Source organism: Acetobacter lambici (genome assembly GCF_011516885.1).
Classification (GTDB): Bacteria; Pseudomonadota; Alphaproteobacteria; order Acetobacterales; family Acetobacteraceae; genus Acetobacter; species Acetobacter lambici.
Genome location: NZ_WOTD01000003.1, coordinates 84,737 through 101,241, shown reverse-complemented (window position 1 = coordinate 101,241; position 16,505 = coordinate 84,737). Strand labels below are relative to the sequence as shown.

Annotated in this window: 13 protein-coding genes; 7 read left to right on the top strand and 6 right to left on the bottom strand. The window is 57.5% G+C overall.

Going from position 1 to position 16,505, the window contains the following annotated elements:
• Positions 1–77: 77 nt before the first annotated feature.
• From GOB86_RS16500 to GOB86_RS03255, 5 genes are all read left to right on the top strand, one after another.
• On the top strand, positions 78–884 hold the full coding sequence (locus tag GOB86_RS16500; protein ID WP_165990947.1) for a type II secretion system F family protein: 807 nt from the start codon (positions 78–80) through the stop codon (positions 882–884).
• A 106-nt stretch (positions 885–990) separates the two neighbouring features.
• Positions 991–1,656, top strand: a complete 666-nt coding sequence (locus GOB86_RS03270) for a tetratricopeptide repeat protein (protein ID WP_165990946.1) — start codon at positions 991–993, stop codon at positions 1,654–1,656.
• Positions 1,643–2,125, top strand: a complete 483-nt coding sequence (locus GOB86_RS03265; RefSeq protein ID WP_165990945.1) for a TadE/TadG family type IV pilus assembly protein — start codon at positions 1,643–1,645, stop codon at positions 2,123–2,125. Before GOB86_RS03270 ends, GOB86_RS03265 begins: the two co-directional genes overlap by 14 nt.
• Complete coding sequence (locus GOB86_RS03260) at positions 2,094–2,702, top strand: TadE/TadG family type IV pilus assembly protein (protein ID WP_165990944.1); 609 nt, start codon at positions 2,094–2,096, stop codon at positions 2,700–2,702. The genes GOB86_RS03265 and GOB86_RS03260 overlap by 32 nt, the downstream gene beginning before the upstream one ends.
• Positions 2,699–4,273 carry a TadE/TadG family type IV pilus assembly protein gene (locus tag GOB86_RS03255; RefSeq protein ID WP_165990943.1) on the top strand — a complete coding sequence of 525 codons (1,575 nt, stop codon included), beginning with the start codon at positions 2,699–2,701 and terminating at the stop codon, positions 4,271–4,273. Before GOB86_RS03260 ends, GOB86_RS03255 begins: the two co-directional genes overlap by 4 nt.
• 133 nt (positions 4,274–4,406) lie before the next feature.
• Here GOB86_RS03255 and GOB86_RS03250 read toward each other — a convergent pair whose 3' ends face one another.
• From GOB86_RS03250 to GOB86_RS03240, 3 genes are read right to left on the bottom strand one after another with little or no spacing between them, the layout of a single operon-like run.
• Positions 4,407–5,756: a dihydroorotase gene (locus GOB86_RS03250; protein WP_165990942.1), complete on the bottom strand. Its 1,350-nt coding sequence runs from the start codon at positions 5,754–5,756 to the stop codon at positions 4,407–4,409.
• Positions 5,757–5,768: 12 nt separating this feature from the next.
• Positions 5,769–7,166 carry a glutathione-disulfide reductase gene (gorA, locus tag GOB86_RS03245; RefSeq protein ID WP_165990941.1) on the bottom strand — a complete coding sequence of 466 codons (1,398 nt, stop codon included), beginning with the start codon at positions 7,164–7,166 and terminating at the stop codon, positions 5,769–5,771.
• Between the two features lie 57 nt (positions 7,167–7,223).
• Positions 7,224–8,120 (bottom strand): ferredoxin--NADP reductase, encoded by an 897-nt coding sequence (locus GOB86_RS03240; protein ID WP_165990940.1) that lies wholly within the window; start codon positions 8,118–8,120, stop codon positions 7,224–7,226.
• A gap of 363 nt (positions 8,121–8,483) precedes the next feature.
• Here GOB86_RS03240 and GOB86_RS03235 point away from each other — a divergent pair, with 363 nt between their 5' ends.
• Entirely contained in the window at positions 8,484–10,835 is a 2,352-nt protein-coding gene (locus GOB86_RS03235; RefSeq protein ID WP_165990939.1) for a helicase-related protein, read from the top strand.
• A gap of 12 nt (positions 10,836–10,847) precedes the next feature.
• On the opposite strand, the gene GOB86_RS03230 is transcribed toward GOB86_RS03235, so the two are convergent.
• Both GOB86_RS03230 and GOB86_RS03225 read right to left on the bottom strand, forming a co-directional pair.
• Positions 10,848–11,798 (bottom strand): SDR family oxidoreductase, encoded by a 951-nt coding sequence (locus tag GOB86_RS03230; protein ID WP_165990938.1) that lies wholly within the window; start codon positions 11,796–11,798, stop codon positions 10,848–10,850.
• A complete protein-coding gene (locus tag GOB86_RS03225; RefSeq protein WP_165990990.1) occupies positions 11,795–12,379 on the bottom strand; it encodes a DedA family protein in 585 nt (194 codons plus the stop codon). Before GOB86_RS03225 ends, GOB86_RS03230 begins: the two co-directional genes overlap by 4 nt.
• 266 nt (positions 12,380–12,645) lie before the next feature.
• Between GOB86_RS03225 and GOB86_RS03220 the strand changes: the two genes are divergently transcribed.
• The gene (locus tag GOB86_RS03220) at positions 12,646–14,607 is read left to right on the top strand and encodes an alpha/beta hydrolase family protein (RefSeq protein WP_408737298.1); all 1,962 of its coding nucleotides are present in this window, start codon (positions 12,646–12,648) and stop codon (positions 14,605–14,607) included.
• A gap of 79 nt (positions 14,608–14,686) precedes the next feature.
• Here GOB86_RS03220 and GOB86_RS03215 read toward each other — a convergent pair whose 3' ends face one another.
• Complete coding sequence (locus GOB86_RS03215) at positions 14,687–16,315, bottom strand: NAD-dependent malic enzyme (protein WP_165990936.1); 1,629 nt, start codon at positions 16,313–16,315, stop codon at positions 14,687–14,689.
• Between the last annotated feature and the right edge of the window lie 190 nt (positions 16,316–16,505).

Genomic DNA, 16,505 nt, shown 5'->3' with positions numbered 1-16,505 from the left:
CCTCTGTAGTCATTCTTGTAACTAAAACACGGCATGAAGATCTGCGCGCCAAGCGTCTCCGAACTATGCTAGCGAGTGTGGGTGAACTCGACCCTAATTTTGTTGAAGAACAGGCAAGGGGAAGATTCTCGGGAATATTCCAAAATATAGGTAAAATTGTTTTAAAAAGTGGGATTATCGATCAAAAAAGTATTCTGGCATTTACGGAAAGTCTGCGTGCCAACTCCTATATAGGAAGTCATTATCTGGAAATTTTTATTGGATGTAAGCTTATTTTTCTACCAATTGGCGGTTTTGTCGCTTGGTTTTTTTCCTATGATTTTTTTTCTAAACCTATGTTGCACATTATTGCACCTGTTGTCGGTGCAATTTTGGGACTATTATTGCCGGATATCCTGATTAAGCAGTGGAGAAAGAGTTACCTTAAGGAGGTAGAGAAAGGGCTACCCGATGCTCTGGACATGCTGGTAATTTGTGCAGATGCGGGATTGGCTATTGAAGCGGCCATTAATCGCGTTGCGTTTGAAATGAAGGGGGTGAATCCCAGCACGGCTTTTGAATTTCAATTGACGGCGCAGGAGATGAATATGATCACTGATCGGCGAGAAGTTTTTCATTTGATGGCTAGCCGCACGGGTTTGCCGGATATGCGCCGCATTGCCAACTCCTTGAGCCAAACAATTCAGGTCGGGTCGTCAGTTACCCTTGCTTTGCGGTCTCTTTCTGTCGAAATTCGTAAAAATCGTATGATTGAATATGAAGCACGTGCAGCTCAACTCCCGGTATTGCTGACATTACCCATGATCATATTTTTTCTGCCAATTGTGTTTATTATCGCTGGTGGACCAGCCTTCCTACAAGTTCTTAAAACGTTTTATAACTAATGCACGGGAAGAAAAGAGTACAATAAATATGTACCGTATCAGATACATGAATGTTTTGCTGCTTCTGGTGTTTCCGCTGCTTGTCAGCTGCGGGACGGAGTCTGCGATGACTGATGAAGTTGTCAAAGCAGATGCGGAACTACGAGATGGGGCTCCTCAGGCGGCCTTGGAGGTGCTGAAGCATTATCTGAATGAGCACCCGGACGACCCAAAAGCCTTGACCGAATTGGGTAAGGTCAATGCCAGTATGGGCCGAAACCAAGCCGCGGCTATTTTCTTTGAGAAAGCTCTTAAGCATAAACCGCATGATCTGGAGGCGACCAAAGGTCTGGCCAAAATTCAATTGAAGATCGACCCACCACAGGCAACGGTTCTGTTATTGGATATGGTCAAGCGTTACCCGCGTGATGTGCAGGCATGGATTGATTTAGGCGTTTCTTATGATCTGCAGGGCCAATATATCCCTGCGCAGGTAGCTTACCGGAAAGCCATGGGGCTAGATCCCATGAAAGTTTCTGCCCAGAGCAACTTGGGTTTGTCTTATGTCTTAAGTGGGCAGTATGTTCAGGCGCTGGAAATTCTAGAACCCATTGCCGCTGCGCCGGATACAACTTCCAGCAGAGTACGGGCTAATTTTGCATTAGCGCAATATCTGGCTGGATACAGAAATAACGCTCGGAATACGCTGATGCAGGATATGCCAAGAGCGCAAGCAAATATCGTCATGGCATCCTTTTCCAAATTCAGGATGCGTCCCTATGTTGCGCAATGACCGTAGAGGCGCAGCTGCAATCGAATTTGCATTAACGTCTCTGTTTTTGATTATGGTAGTGGTTGGCACAGTAGAGGCTGGCTGGCAGCTGGAAACGGAAGCCGCACTGCGCAATGGTGTGGATGAGGCAATACGTTTTGCTTCAACCGGGCAGTCGATCGTGCCCAATGTGAAGGCCTCTCCAACATGCCGGGCTCAAGCGATTGTTTTTCTTACCCGGTTAAGAGCCCCGATGATTTTGAAGGCTGAAAACCTGAAAATCACATCGGCCGCAAATAATGCAACGGCTGTTTCTTCTGGCGGAACTGGATTTGGTGGTGCTGGAGGAGATACAATGATTTATACATTTGTTTACACTCAGCCATACCTTACCTTTTTTGGGAGGTGGATTATGAACTCTGGGAGTATGATTCATACTGTTTCATCGTTGGTCAAAAATGAACCGTTTTCTGGCACGATTAGCTGCTAATCACAGGGGTTCCGTTGCGCTGGAACTCGCGCTCGTTGCTCCAGTTGTTCTTTTGCTGCTGTTGGGCGCAGCAGATATGATTCTTGAATACAGGAACTGGATGCGTCTCCACTCGGTGACGACTCAGGTGGGCCAGATTATTGCCCAGTGTCAGCATATTTCTGATCCTTATGACCTGAATGTTTTTTTTGCCGATGCCCAGCAGATCGCCGCTCCTCTGGATATTACTGGCCCGACAAATGGTGCTGTTGTCATTACCGCGATAGGCCCGAACAGCAGTAATAAGCTTTCTATCTATTGGCAAAAACGGGTTGGTTCTACTGTCTTTAATAGTGGGGTTACGGCGGCAACCCTTTCGCAATATGCGATATCTGGTGTCTCCATGAGTGCGACTCAAACATTTATCGTTGTGGAAGCATTTGCCCGGCCTGCGTTATGGCAGTTTGCTGCGGGGCTTATAGCCAATCGGGATACTCCAGTAATTAGTAGCCAGTCTGTTTTGCCTGCTCGTTTTTACGGTACCAGTATTGGTGTTGGTAAACTTGATACGACGGCAACATCGAAAGAATGCACATGATGGATCGAAAGGGAGCTGTGGGGCTGGTCGTTGGTATAGCTATGTTTGCCATGGTTGCATCTGTTGCCATGGGTATCGACTTTTCCCGCACCTATCTTACGCGTGTGAGGTTGCAGACAGCAATTGACGCGGCAGCACTCACCGCTGGGCGGGAAGTGCGCTCTTCCACCCGTGATGCAGATGCCACGCTCGTTTTCTGGCAGAATTTTGCAATCAGCCATGTTGTAAATGGTGTTGGTCCTGTTGGGTCGCAAACACCCGGGCCCAATATTACAGTCGTTAATGCGTCTACGTTGAATATTTCAGCTACAGCAAATGTACCTATGATATTTGCCAAAATTTTTGGCTGGAATCAGATCCCGGTAACGGCTCAGGCTCAGGTTGTTGCCGCAGGGGGCGGGCTTGAGGTCGCTCTTGTGCTGGATAATACAAATTCACTGGGTTCGGACGGTATTTTAGCCCTTAGAACGGGCGCAACCAATCTGGTTGAAACAGTGTATGGGGATAGTACAACAACGACAACCACATGGGTTTCTGTTGTGCCGTTTGGTGGCGAGGTGAATATTGGTAACTCGCATACAGATTGGCTGGATAGCTCATCTAATATTTCCACCCTAAGATATGGCAAAAATGGCTGGGGTGGATGTGTGTTCGCACGTTATGCGAATGATGGAACGGCAGATATGAGTGAGAATCCACCCGTATCTAACTACCTGTTCAAGCCGTTTTTCTGGCCCACAACTTACCAGAACACACCTTATTCTTGTTCGTGGTTTAACAGTTGTAGCTATCTTCAGGGGGATAATGACTGGAGTATTTCCGGCCGCCCAGGCATTACGGAAACAGCGCCAATTACGTTATCCGCGTCTAGCCCACCAGGGGTTTCCAGTAATGAGGTCGGCCCCAACCTAGGATGTCCGCCGCTTGCACTGTTGCCTGAGACTGCGACAAAGGCGACCGTTGAAAAAGAAATCAGCCTTATGCCTATGTTGCAGCGTGGTGGAACACTGATTCAGAATGCGTTGCAGATGGGCTGGTTTACAATCAGCCCCAAGTGGAAGGGCCTGTGGTCCAGCTCATTGCCGGACATGCCTTATGATTACGGACAATCCAGCACAAAGAAGATTCTGGTGCTGATGACCGATGGCACGAACCAGATGTGCCCCTGTTACCGTGGCTATCCTGACTATTATAGTAACATGGGAGGATGGTGGAACAGTTATAGTAACATGGGAGGATGGTGGAACAGTGACGAAACGGCATTCGGGCGTTTGCTGGACAATAAACTAGCCACGGTGAACGGGTATTATTATGGGTTTCGGGATACTGTGCGACCCATACTGGATAACCTTGTGGTGCAGGTCTGCTCTAACATGAAAGCGATGGGCATAGACCTGTTTGTTATTCTCTATACTCATCAGGGGTCATCGGTGGATACGGCAGCAATCAACACCATGAAGGCGTGTGCAACCGATAGTAACCATTACTTCGAATCCCCCAATGCTTCAGATATGCAAACGGCCTTTTCCAACATTGCTGGTCAGATCTCCGCTTTGCGCTTATCTCAGTAAGTGTGTGGGTAAGGTTTTGTTTTTTGCAGGGGAAATATTGGGGCAGATAAGCGGCGTTTGAGCCGCTTATCTGCTGTGCTTCCTTGATATAACTGGTATGGCCAGCCGTCGTTGCACCTGACGGCTTTGCACTTTACTTGTCGGTTGCATCAAAGCGGAAAGGCTTGCCAATCGCTTTGTCCGCCAGTGTTCCTTCCCACATAACCTGTTGTCCACGAATAATGGTGCCAATAGGCCTGCCGGTCAATGTTTCGCCCGTAAAGGGGGACCATCCGCAGCGTGATGCCAGCCAGTCCTGCTCGATGGTCCAGCGGGCCTTCAGGTCCACAATGGTCAAGTCTGCATCATATCCGACCGCAATACGGCCCTTGCTGACCAGACCAAACAGGCGCTGGGGGCCAGCGGATGTCAGATCCACAAGGCGGCGCAGGGTCAGGCGGTGGTGGGCTACATGGTTGAGCATAAGGGGGAGCAGGGTCTGCACCCCCGGCATGCCGGACGGGGATGCAGGGTAAGGTTTGCTCTTGTTCGCCAGACTATGGGGGGCATGGTCGGAGCCGATCACATCGGGCATGCCCTGTGTAACCCAGTGCCACAGCCCATCGCGGTGCGCGGCGGAGCGGATGGGCGGGTTCATCTGGGCAAAGGTCCCCAGACGTGGGTAGGCTTCCTCGGCGGCAAGGGTCAGGTGCTGGGGGGTTAGTTCACAGGTGGCGATATCGCGGTGTTGGGCGATCAGTTCCAACTCCGCTGGGGTTGTAATGTGCAGGACATGTACACGCCGCCCGGTTTTGCGCGCCAGATGCAGAACGCGTTTGGTGGCGCGCAATGCGGTCTCATCATCCCGCCAGACGGGGTGGGAGGCGGGATCGCCTTCCACGCGTTCACCCATGCGTTCGATCAGTCGGGCTTCGTCCTCGGCATGAATGGCCACCCGGCGCTGGCCCGAGCGCAGAACGCGCTCAAGCATGGCATCGTCCGAGACCAGAAGATTGCCGGTGGAAGACCCCATGAACACTTTAATACCCGCAGTGCCGGGCAGTTTTTCCAGTTCCCCGCACTGGTCGGCGTTATCGGACGTGGCCCCGACATAAAACGCGTGGTCGCACCACATGCGGCCCTTGGCCCGGGCCAGTTTGTCGGCCACGGCTTCTGGCGTGGAGGTCGTGGGCTTGGTGTTCGGCATTTCAAAAACGCCGGTTATCCCGCCCAGAACGGCAGAGCGGCTGCCTGTTTCAAGGTCTTCGTATTCGACCGCGCCGGGTTCACGAAAATGGACCTGCGTGTCGATCACACCGGGCAGGATGGTCAGGCGGGTGCAATCAATCACCCGCGCCGCATCGGCTGTGCCGCCAATGGCGCTGATCTGGCCATTGCGCACATAGACTGTTGTTTCCACCGTACCGTCAGGCAGAACAACGGAGCCGTTCCTGAGTGCGAGATCATGGGTCTTTTGCGGGGCGTTCTGTGCGGGTGCGGCCATGAGCTTTGGTCCTTACTTATCAGCTTTTGGGGTGGTGCGTGTGCGGGTGCGCATGGTCACCAGTTCCTCGGCCGAGGTGGGGTGAATGCCAATGGTGCGGTCAAAGTCGGTCTTGGTCAGCCCTGCTGTTACGGCAATGGCGACGGCCTGCAACATCTCGGGGGCTTCATCACCCAGAATATGCACCCCCACGACCTTCTGGCTCTGTTGGTCCACGACCAGCTTCATCACGGTTCTGCGCACGCGGCCTGCCAGTGTGTAGCGCATGGGGTTAAAGCGGGTGAGATAAATATCCACCGCACCATTTTGCGTGGCTTCCTCCTCCGTCAGCCCGACCGTGGCGAGGGGAGGGGAGAAAAAGACGGCCTTGGGGGTGGTGGCGTAACACCACTGGCGTGGTGCAGCCGTGCCAAACAGGCGGTCTGCCAGATTATGGCCTTCCGCAATGGCTACGGGGGTCAGGTTAATGCGGTCGGTTACATCCCCAATGGCGTAAATGCCGGGGTGTGTGGTCTCGCTGCTGGTGTCAACCTGAATACGGCCATTATCGGCGGTCACAATGGATGTGTTGCCAAGCCCTAGCGCATCAATTTTGGGGCGGCGGCCCGTGGCCATGAAAATACAGTCAGCGCTCAGGCTCTGCTCGTTATCCAGCGTTAGCACCAGTTCGGGGCCATTGCGGGTAATGCCGGTGGGGTTGGTGTGGCGGTGCTGGGTAATGCCGCGCGCGTCTATGGCGTCGGCCAGTGCTGTACGCATGTCCGGGTCAAAACCGCGCAGGGGCAGGTCCCGGCGGTAAACAAGGTCTACCTTGGAACCAAGACCCGCAAAAATACCGGCGAATTCGATACCGATATACCCGCTCCCGATCATGACCACGCGTTGCGGGCGCTGTGGCAGGGCAAAGGCCTGATCCGAGGTAATGGCCAGATCGGCACCGGGAATGTTCAGTTTGGTGGGGGTGGAGCCTGTGGCAATAACAATCCGTTCGGCCGTGACCGTCCGTGGCTGTTCCGTGGGGGCAAGCGGGGATGGGGTAATACGCAGCGTGTGCCCATCCACAAATTCGGCATGGCCGGTAAAGAGGGAAATCCCCGCTTTTTCCAGCATGGAAACATAGATGCCGTTCAGGCGCGCAATTTCGCGGTCCTTGGCAGCTATCAGGTCTGGCCAGCTATGGGTGCCGGGGGCTGTGGACCAGCCAAAACCGTGGCTGTCCTCCACCATGTCGGCATAATCGCTGGCCATGACCATAAGCTTTTTGGGCACACAGCCAAGATTGACACATGTGCCGCCCCAGTGGCGGCTTTCCACCACGCCAACCCGCGCGCCATGGCTGGCGGCAATGCGGGCGCAGCGCACACCGCCGGAGCCTGCTCCAATGACCAGAAGATCAAAGTCATACGTCATGGGGCAGGGCTCCTTTGTGCTGTGCTGAGGGTCTTTTACAGTAAGGTGGGACTACCCTTACCGTTCGGCAAAGGCTTTTTCCACCACGTACGCGCCGGGGGTGGACATGTTGCCTTCATCAAACCCGCGGGCCTGTAGCAGAGCTTCCGTATCGGCCAGCATTTCGGGCGAGCCGCAGATCATTACGCGGTCATGCTCGGGGTCGAGGGCGGGAATGTTCAGATCCGTAAAGATCTTACCACTCTCGATCAGCTTGGTAATGCGGTCGGTCACGGCAAAGTCTTCACGCGTGACGGCCGGGTAGTAGAGCAGCTTGCCGGTAATGTCCTCGCCAAGGAACTCGTGCTTGGGCAGTTCGTGGCGGATGTGGTTGGCATAAGCCAGTTCGCCCGAAATGCGCACGGTGTGGCTCAGGATCACATGGTCGTAGCGCTCATAGCATTCCGGGTCCTTGATCAGGCTCATGAATGGCGCCAGACCCGTGCCGGTGGACAGGAAGTACAGGTTGCGGCCGGGGCGCAGGTTGTCCAGCAGCAGTGTGCCGGTGGGCTTGCGCCCGATCAGAACCGTGTCCCCCACTTTAACGTGGCGCAGGCGCGAGGTCAGCGGACCATCGGGCACGGCAATGGAGAGGAACTCCATCTCGTCCGCATAATTGGGGGAGGCAATGGAGTAGGCACGCAGCAGCGGCTTGCCGTCCACTTCAATCCCGATCATGGCGAACTGGCCGTTTTCAAACCGCAGGCCGGGATCACGCGTGGTGGTGAAGGTGAACAGGCGGTCGGTCCAGTGGTGCACAGTCAGCACCTTGGCCGGGTAGAGGTGCCCATACTCCTTGGTAGGGGGAGCAAGGTGCCACACACCGTCCTGCCCTTCTACCGGCAGCAGGCTGCTCGGCACTTCAGAGGCAGACATCCGGGGGAGAACGTCGTTATCAAGAATGGTTTCAGACATGGACCGCTTTGTACTCCGCTTATAGCAGATCAGATAGATGGCGCGCTTTTGCCCAAAGGGGACAGTGCTTCAACAGGCAAAAGGCAACCCTGGTGCTTTGGCGGCGTTTTAAGGGGCAGGCGCGTGGGACGCCAGTGCAAATTCGTCACAAGACGTGTTCCCGCTTCACACAGCAGGGCAGGAACAGCCTCGCTTGGAAGCCACAAACCGCCAGTGGCGGGCACAATGGGCACAAGGTGGCGGCCATATCAAGCGTATATTGCGCACCAGCCCCCCCGATGTTGGGGGGCAATGTTTGATTTTTCCATGAAGTATTGGGCAAGGCCCATTGTTCCGCCGCGCGGGATGACGCAAGAGTAGGGCATGACGTCAGATAGCCCCGCCTCCCCCGCGCGTGAAGCGCTTGCCCGTGCCGTGGCCCATACGGGCCTACAGCCCGAACCCAAGGAAGAAACCGAGGTCCTGCGCCGCATTGCCCGCGCACTTGAACCCGGTGCGCGTGAGGTTCCGGCCGAGGTCTACCGGGCCGCACTGTGCCAGATACGGCGTAAAAAATGGATTTCCCGCCTGCTGGACCGTACGCGCCGTAGTGGCCGAATCTGGATCACGCGGGAGGAAATAGAAGAGGCGGTCGGAGGGATTACCGACCCGAGTGCGGATGATCACGCGCTGGAGCATGCTCTGGCTCCGGTCAGTCTGGCGCGCCTGCGTGGGTATGGGGCATCGCCCCCCGCCGCGTTTGCTGCCATTCAGGCCGATCTGGTGGATATCGGGCGTGTGCCCTCCCCCGCGCAGACCGACCTGCTGCTTATGGCCGTGGCCATTGCCTTTGACCTGCCCGAAGGCGACCCGTTCCTGGAGACGGCGCGCAAGGAGGAGGCCCGGCGCCAGAGCACCGTCAGCCGGATTGAAAAAACCGCCCAGAGCAGGCGCGAGCAGGAAGAAGAACAGCTTAAGGCGTGGGAGAGAAGCCTTGTTCCGTTTAACGAGGTGCCCCGACTCCTCCATTGCTCGCACCGTGAGGCCCTGCGCTGGATTGCCGAGAATCGGCTGCCTGTTGCCCGTAAGGTGCAAGAACCCGGTGGGCGGGAACGGTGGGAGTTTGACCCCGCCGCCCTTGTGGCCCTGCGCGGCAACCTGTCCGAATGGCGCAGGGAAGAGCATGGCCCTGCAACCGGGCCGGGCAAGGCCAAGCACGCACCGGACATGGGGCGCAAGGTCGCCAATGCCGTAATTGCCCGCGTGGCGGCACTGGACAAGTATGCGGCCCATTTTCGCACCGCGCGCGCGCTCAACCGCCAGATCACACTGGTGACTGGGCCAACCAACAGCGGCAAGTCCTACACAGCGCTCAACGCACTGGCGCAGGCCGAAAGCGGGCTTGCACTCGCCCCCCTGCGCCTGCTGGCGCATGAATTCCGTGAGGCACTGGCCGCACGCGGAGTCGAGGCATCTCTCTCCACCGGAGAGGAACGGATTGAGGTGCCGGGGAGCAGGCATCTGGCTGCAACGGTGGAAATGTGCCCCTTCTACAGCCCCGTGGATGTGGCCGTGATCGACGAAGCCCAGATGCTGTTCGATACGGACCGGGGTGCCGCATGGACCGCAGCCATTATGGGCGCGCCAGCGCGGCACCTGTATGTGCTGGGGGCGCCAGACTGTATTCCCATGGTGCGCCGGATTGCCGAATTGTGTGGTGATCCGCTGGACGAAATCTCGCTTGAGCGTAAAAGCCCCCTCAAGGCCGCCAGCCAGCCCGTAAGGCTGGCCGACCTTGGCTCGGGCGATGCGCTTATTGCGTTTTCCCGCAGGGAGGTGCTGGACCTGCGCGCAGCCCTTATGCAGCACGGCAAACGTGTGGCCGTGGTGTACGGGGCTCTCAGCCCGGAAGTGCGCCGGGCCGAGGCACAGCGCTTCAACAACGGTCAGGCCGATATTCTGGTTGCGACCGACGCTATTGGCATGGGGCTTAACCTGTCCATCAAACGGGTGGTATTCGCGGCGCTCAAAAAATACGATGGCCGCCAGACCCGAGACCTGACCGTGCAGGAGGTCAAGCAGATTGGCGGACGTGCTGGCCGCTTTGGCAAGCATGAGACAGGCGTTGTGGCCGTGCTGGCAGGGGCTGGCAGCCCAAGCTTTGTGCGCCGTCAGTTGGATGCGGACGCTGAAATGCCAGAAGACCTGCGCCCCTACGTGCAGCCCGATGCGGATATTGTGAAGGCTGTTGCATCCGAAATAGGCTCGCAAAGCCTGTATGGCGTGCTCTCACGCATTCACAGGGCTGTTCTGCGCAAGGATGACCCTAATTATCGCCTGTCGGATATGGAGCAGGCCTTTGCCATTGCCTCTGCCCTTGAAGGGGTGGAGGGGCTGGACCTGACAACCCGCTGGTCTTACGCCATGTGCCCGGTGGATGACCGCGATAACGGGATCAGGCGTCTGGTAGGCTGGGCTGCGGACCATGCTGCGGGCCGCCGGGTGCTGCCACCGGGCACAGGCCCGCTCCCCGCAGCCGAGCGGGCTGGGCGTGAAGAGCTTGAACGGGCCGAAAAACGGCACAAGCGGCTGGTGGCATGGCGCTGGCTGGCGCTCCGCTTCCCCACCATCTACCCCGACCGGGAAGAGGCAGAAGACACAACCCGTAAGTTGAATGACTGGATTGAACGCGTTCTGCGCCAGCAGAGCCGTGCACGCCGCTCCTCGCACGGGTAGGTCGGGCGGCCTTTACCAGGCCGTGTTGGTCAACCGTTCCGAAATATCCCAAAGGCGGGCGGCAAGGCTGGCCTTGCGCGCGGTGGGCGGCACAATGGCCGGGCCGGGTGGGCCACGGCGCTCGCCCACGCCTTGCGGGCCGTAATAATCTCCATCCCGCGCATGGGGGGACAGAGCCGCGTAAAGCAGAGGTTCCGCACCTTTGGCGGCGGACTGGCCCATAACGCGCAACACGGCTGAACCGAGCGTCTGCTCGATCAGGCCCAGAGGTCTGGGAAGGGTGGACGCCTGCCCATTGGCCACAATGGATGTGGCGGCCCATCCGGGGTGTGCAGCGCGGGAGTGGATGTTCCAGCCCTGTTCCCCCGCCCTGCGGGCCAGTTCCTGCGCGAATAAAAGGTTGGCAAGCTTGCTCTGCTGGTAAGCCCCAAACGGGCTGTAGCGGTGGCGGGACTGAAGGTCATTGAAACAGATGGTGTTTTTGCCCGCCGCCAGACTGGCTACGGTTACAAGAATACCCCCACCAGCGGCTGCTTCGAGCAGGGGGCGCAGGTGAGCGCTCAGGGCAAAATGGCCCAGATGATTCACACCGAACTGGAGTTCGAATCCATCCTGCGTTTCCATGCGCCGTGTGGGAGCCATGACCCCGGCGTTGTTGATCTGGATATCAATCCGGTCCGTTATGGCGGCAATGGCCCGAGCGCATTCAGCAACCGAGCGGAGGGATGCCAGATTGAGCGGGAGCAGGGTTACATCAGCCGTGGGGCACGCCGCCAGAAGGCGGGTAAGGGCGTTCTGCCCTTTTTCAGGGTTGCGGATGGGCAGGATCAGTTTTGCGCCCCGATGGGCAAGGCCCAGTGCCGCCTCAAACCCCAGCCCACTATTGGCGCCGGTTACCAGTGCAACACGCCCGTGCAGGTGCGGCTGTGTATTGTTAACCCGCCAAGGGGTGCGGCCCATCATGGCATTGGGTCTTTGAGCCGCTCGTCCTGTTCTGCTGCCAACATGGCTTCCTCCGTCAGACGTTTTTCATTGTGCTTGATGAACATGAACAGAACGCCAATAACCACCAAAGTTGCAGCCCCAAAACCCACGGCCAGCCAGCCGGAGAGTTTGGCAATCTCGCTGCCTAGCAGATAGGCGCATGTTGTGTATCCACCTGCCCAGAACAGGCCACCAAGCGCGTTATAGAACAAGAACGTATGCCAGGGCATACGGTTCGCTCCGGCCAGAATGGCAACAAACATCCGCAGGATGGCCACAAAGCGGCCAAAGAAAATAACCGGCCCACCATGTTTGAGAAAAACATACCGCCCCAGCAGCAGTCGCTCCGGGGTCAGGCCAAAACGCGGGCCATGCTTGCGCAGAATACCCAAGCCCAGACGGTGGCCAATCAGATAGCCCAGATTGTCCCCCATGATCGCGCCCGTAACCCCGGCCACAATAATGCCCTCGATCTGGAGCTTGTGGGTGGTCGCGCAAAAGATCGCCCCGGTAATAAGCAGACTTTCCGCAGGCAGGGGCAGGCCCATGCTTTCCAGCATAACAACAACGCCAACCACCCCGTAACCATAACGGGTGAACAGGGTTGTCAGGTAATCAAGCGAAAAAATGGATTCCAGAGCGTGTAACAGAACAGACAATCCAATTCAGAGACAACATCAGCAGGAGTGTGGAGGAGCAGAGTCGCTCCTGTCATGTCAAGCCCACAGCAAAAAACAAGGCGAGCAATTTACTTTGCCTAGCATGGAATGCAGGGCGGCACATGCCTTTCCGTTCAACGTGTTTTGCATGATAAACTGGGAGCATGATGGAACAAAACAGTGCTCATGCTCAAGTGCTCCAGCCTATGCGGTGTGGTAGCTGGCCCTCCCCTGTTACTGCCAATCTGGTGGCGGGTAAAAGTCTGACCCTCTCGGAGGTGCGCGCTACAGGCCAGAGTGTGTTCTGGCTGGAGCGCCGTCCGGCGGAGGGGGGGCGCACGGCCCTTATGCGCTGGACGGAGCCAGAGGGCGTGAGCGAGGTCCTGCCCGCACAGGCGGATGTCGGCACCCGTGCGCATGAATATGGCGGAGGGGCTTACGCGGTGGCTCCCCAAGGTGTTGTCTACGCGGACAGGCGTACGGCGCAGGTCTGGCTACTGGCGTCGGGCGGGACAGCTCCCCGCCTGCTGGCCGGAGCGGACGGTGTACGGTTTGCCGATCTACGGTTTGATGGAGCGGGCAATACGGTTCTGGCCGTGCGGGAGGACCATAGACCAGTTGGTGAGCCACACGGCGCTCTGGTTGCCCTTGGCGGGGCGATGCCGCCAGATGGATTGGTGCTGCAAAGTGGTGCGGATTTTTACATGTCCCCCACCTGCTCGCCCGATGGTGCGTTGCTGGCATGGATTGAGTGGGACCACCCGAACATGCCGTGGGACTCCACCCGTCTGTGCATGGGGCGCATTGTGCGTGGGGCGGATGGGGCCATCCTTGGGCTGGACGATGTGCAGGTTCTGGCTGGGGCAGCCGGTGGCGAATCGCTGGTGGAGCCACGCTGGACGGCGGACGGTCGCCTGCTGATTATTTCCGACCGTTCAGAACTGTGGAGGGTGTGGGAGGTGGTGCGCCAGCCCGCACCCCATCTGGTGGCGTATGCCTTGCCCGAAGGCGAAATAGGTCAGCCTGTATGGGTGTTCGGGCAAAGCAGTTACCAGCCACTGGCTGATGGCGGGTGTGTGGTGCTGAGTGTGCGTGATGGGGAGGGGCAGTGTTTTGTGCGTGCGGCTTCGGGTCAGGTGCAGTCCTTTGCCGGGCACCCAGACCAGTGCCCCGTTGCGCTGGCGGATGGTCGGTTTGCATGGGTTCAGGCACCGGCTGATGCCCTGCCTGCTGTGGTGGTCGGCACTGCGGTGCAGGGTGTGCAGCAGGTGCTGTGCCGCGCGGCTGTTCTGGACCTGCCCAAAGCGGATATATCATGCCCCGAGTCGGTACGTTTTGCCGTAGATGGGATGGACGGCCAGCCCGGACATGCTTTTTTCTATCCGCCAGCCAGTCGCCACGCCTGCGTGCCGGAGGGCGAAAAACCACCGATGATCGTTCTGGTGCATGGCGGGCCAACCGCTCGGGCGCAGGATGGTTTTTCCTTTAAAGTACAATGGTGGACATCGCGCGGGTTTGCCGTGCTGGATGTGAATTATGGCGGGTCCACGGGTTTTGGGCGGTCATGGCGGAACCGGTTGCAAGGCCAGTGGGGTGTTGTGGACGTGGCGGACTGCGTTGCGGCCTGCCAGCATATGATTGCCACAGGGCGTGTGGACCCAAAGCGAATCGCCATTCGTGGGTCTAGTGCTGGTGGTATGACCGTGTTGCTGGCGCTGGCGGTATCTGACCTGTTTGCCGCGGGTGTCAGCCTGTATGGCGTGACCGACCTGCGCGCATTGGCGCAGGAAACACATAAGTTCGAGGCCCGGTATCTGGATGGTCTTGTGGGGCCATGGCCTGCGGCGGAAGATGTGTATGTGGCACGCTCGCCTCTTTCCGTCGCCAGTCATATCAAGGCGCCGGTGCTGCTGTTGCAGGGGACGGAAGACAAGGTCGTGCCCCCGGCACAGGCACATGCCATGGCGCAGGCTCTGCGGGCGGCAGGGGCTCCCTGCACGTTGCATGAATTCCCCGGTGAGGGGCATGGCTTCCGCAAGGAAGCCACCATCCGTCAGGCGTGGGAAATGGAGCTGGCTTTTTATGGCAAGGTCTTCGGGTTTGAGCCAGCACCCCCTGCCGATGCCTGAGTGAAGGCCATAGCCGAATCGAAAAAAAGAGCCGGGGCACTTTTCAGCTCCGGCTCTTTTTTATGGTCTGTAAACGCACTCAGTCCGCGTAATGGGGGCTGTAGGTCAGGCTTTCAATCCACGCGCGGATATCCTTGGGGCGTTCCACCGTGGCGGCACCCTGATCAAAAATAAATTCGGCAATGCGGGCGGCCGATGTAACCGATACGTCCAGAATATCACTCTGGGGCGGGAACAGGCGGCCCCGGTCGCGCGATGCCGGGTCTACCTGATCTGCCAGAGCGTGGGCGGCCTCAATGACCATGGCATCGGTAATGTGCTTCGGGCAGGTGGCGTAGACGGCCAACCCCAGCGCGGGGAAGACATAAAAATTGTTGGCCTGACCGGGGTAGAAGGTCCGGCCATGCAAGTCTGCCTCGGGGAACTGTAGGCCTGCGGCAAACAGTGCCTGACCATTGGACCATTCATAGGCCTGTTCGGCCGTGCATTCCGCATTTTTCAAGGGCAGGGAGAGCGGGAAGATAATGGGCCGCTCATTGAGCGTGCTCATGGCTTCCACGATGTCCTGTGTAAAAGCCCCACCGGAGGTGGAAACACCGATCAGCACGGTGGGTTTGACCAACCTGATCACGGCCAGCAGATCGTGCGAGGGTGGCATGGACTTGGCGTAGCGTTTTTGCTGCGGGGTCAGGTTGGTGCGGGATGTTTCCAGCAGCCCGTCCACATCCATTAGAGTGATGCGGTCAATTGCGTCCTGCTCGCTCATGCCTTCCTGCTTTAAGGCGGAAACCAGCATATCCGCCGTGCCTAGCCCGGAGGAGCCAGCGCCAAGGAACAGAAAGCGTTGCTGAGCCAGTGTTTCGTTCTTGATTTTGAGCGCTGTAATCAACCCGGCCAGTGTGACGGCCGCAGTGCCCTGAATGTCGTCATTATAGCACAGAGCCTTGTTGCGATATTTTTCCAGATAATGCAGGGCGTCCGTGCCCTTCCAGTCCTCAAAATGCAGGCAGCAGTTGGGGAAGACATCTTTTACCGCATCAACAAACTCTTCCACAAACCCGTCAAGTTCCTCCAGTGGCGGAGGTTCGCGGCGCAGGCCGAGGTAGAGGGGGTCCGCACGCAGGGCGCTGTTTGTGGTGCCAATATCCAGTTGCACAGGCAGCAGTACCTCTGGCGGCACGGCCCCGCAGGCTGTGTAAAGATCAAGCTTGCCAATGGGAATGCCCATGCCATTCACGCCAATGTCGCCCAGACCCAGAATACGCCCACCCGTGGTCACACAAAGGAATCGCACGTTATCTATGGGCCAGTTGCGCAGTACGTCCCGGATTCGGCCACGCATGTCCAGGCTGATGTACATACCGCGCGGGCGACGGTAGATGTGGCTGAACTGCTGGCAGACCGCGGCCAGAGTTGGCGCATAAACAATGGGTACAAATTGTGCGGGGTTGGACATAAGGACCCTGTAAAACAGGGTCTGGTTCTGGTCGCGCAGACCGCTCAGGTAGATGTAGCGTTCCAGATTGCTTGGCTTGGCTTCCAGATGCCTGTGGATTCGCTCGACCTGCCGGTCCAGTGTTTCCACCTGTGTGGGCAAAAGTCCTTCCAGCCCGTATTCCCGCCGCTCTGCCTCTGTGAATGCGGTACCTTTGTTCAACAGGGCGTTGTTGAGAAGGGCTGTTCCTCTAAGAGTCGGGGCAGAAGGCATGGTAACTCCTTGGCAAAACAAAAACCACCTCAGGCTAACAGACAAGGGTACAACCCGGAACAAGGCCGAGTGTTCCAAACGCCGGAATGGGTTTGTAGTGTTTGCAAGGCAGATGGACGGTGCGCTGGAGCAACAAAAAAGGCGGCCCGGAGGCCGCCTTTAGAGGGATATTGTTCGGTGGGCTGAAAAA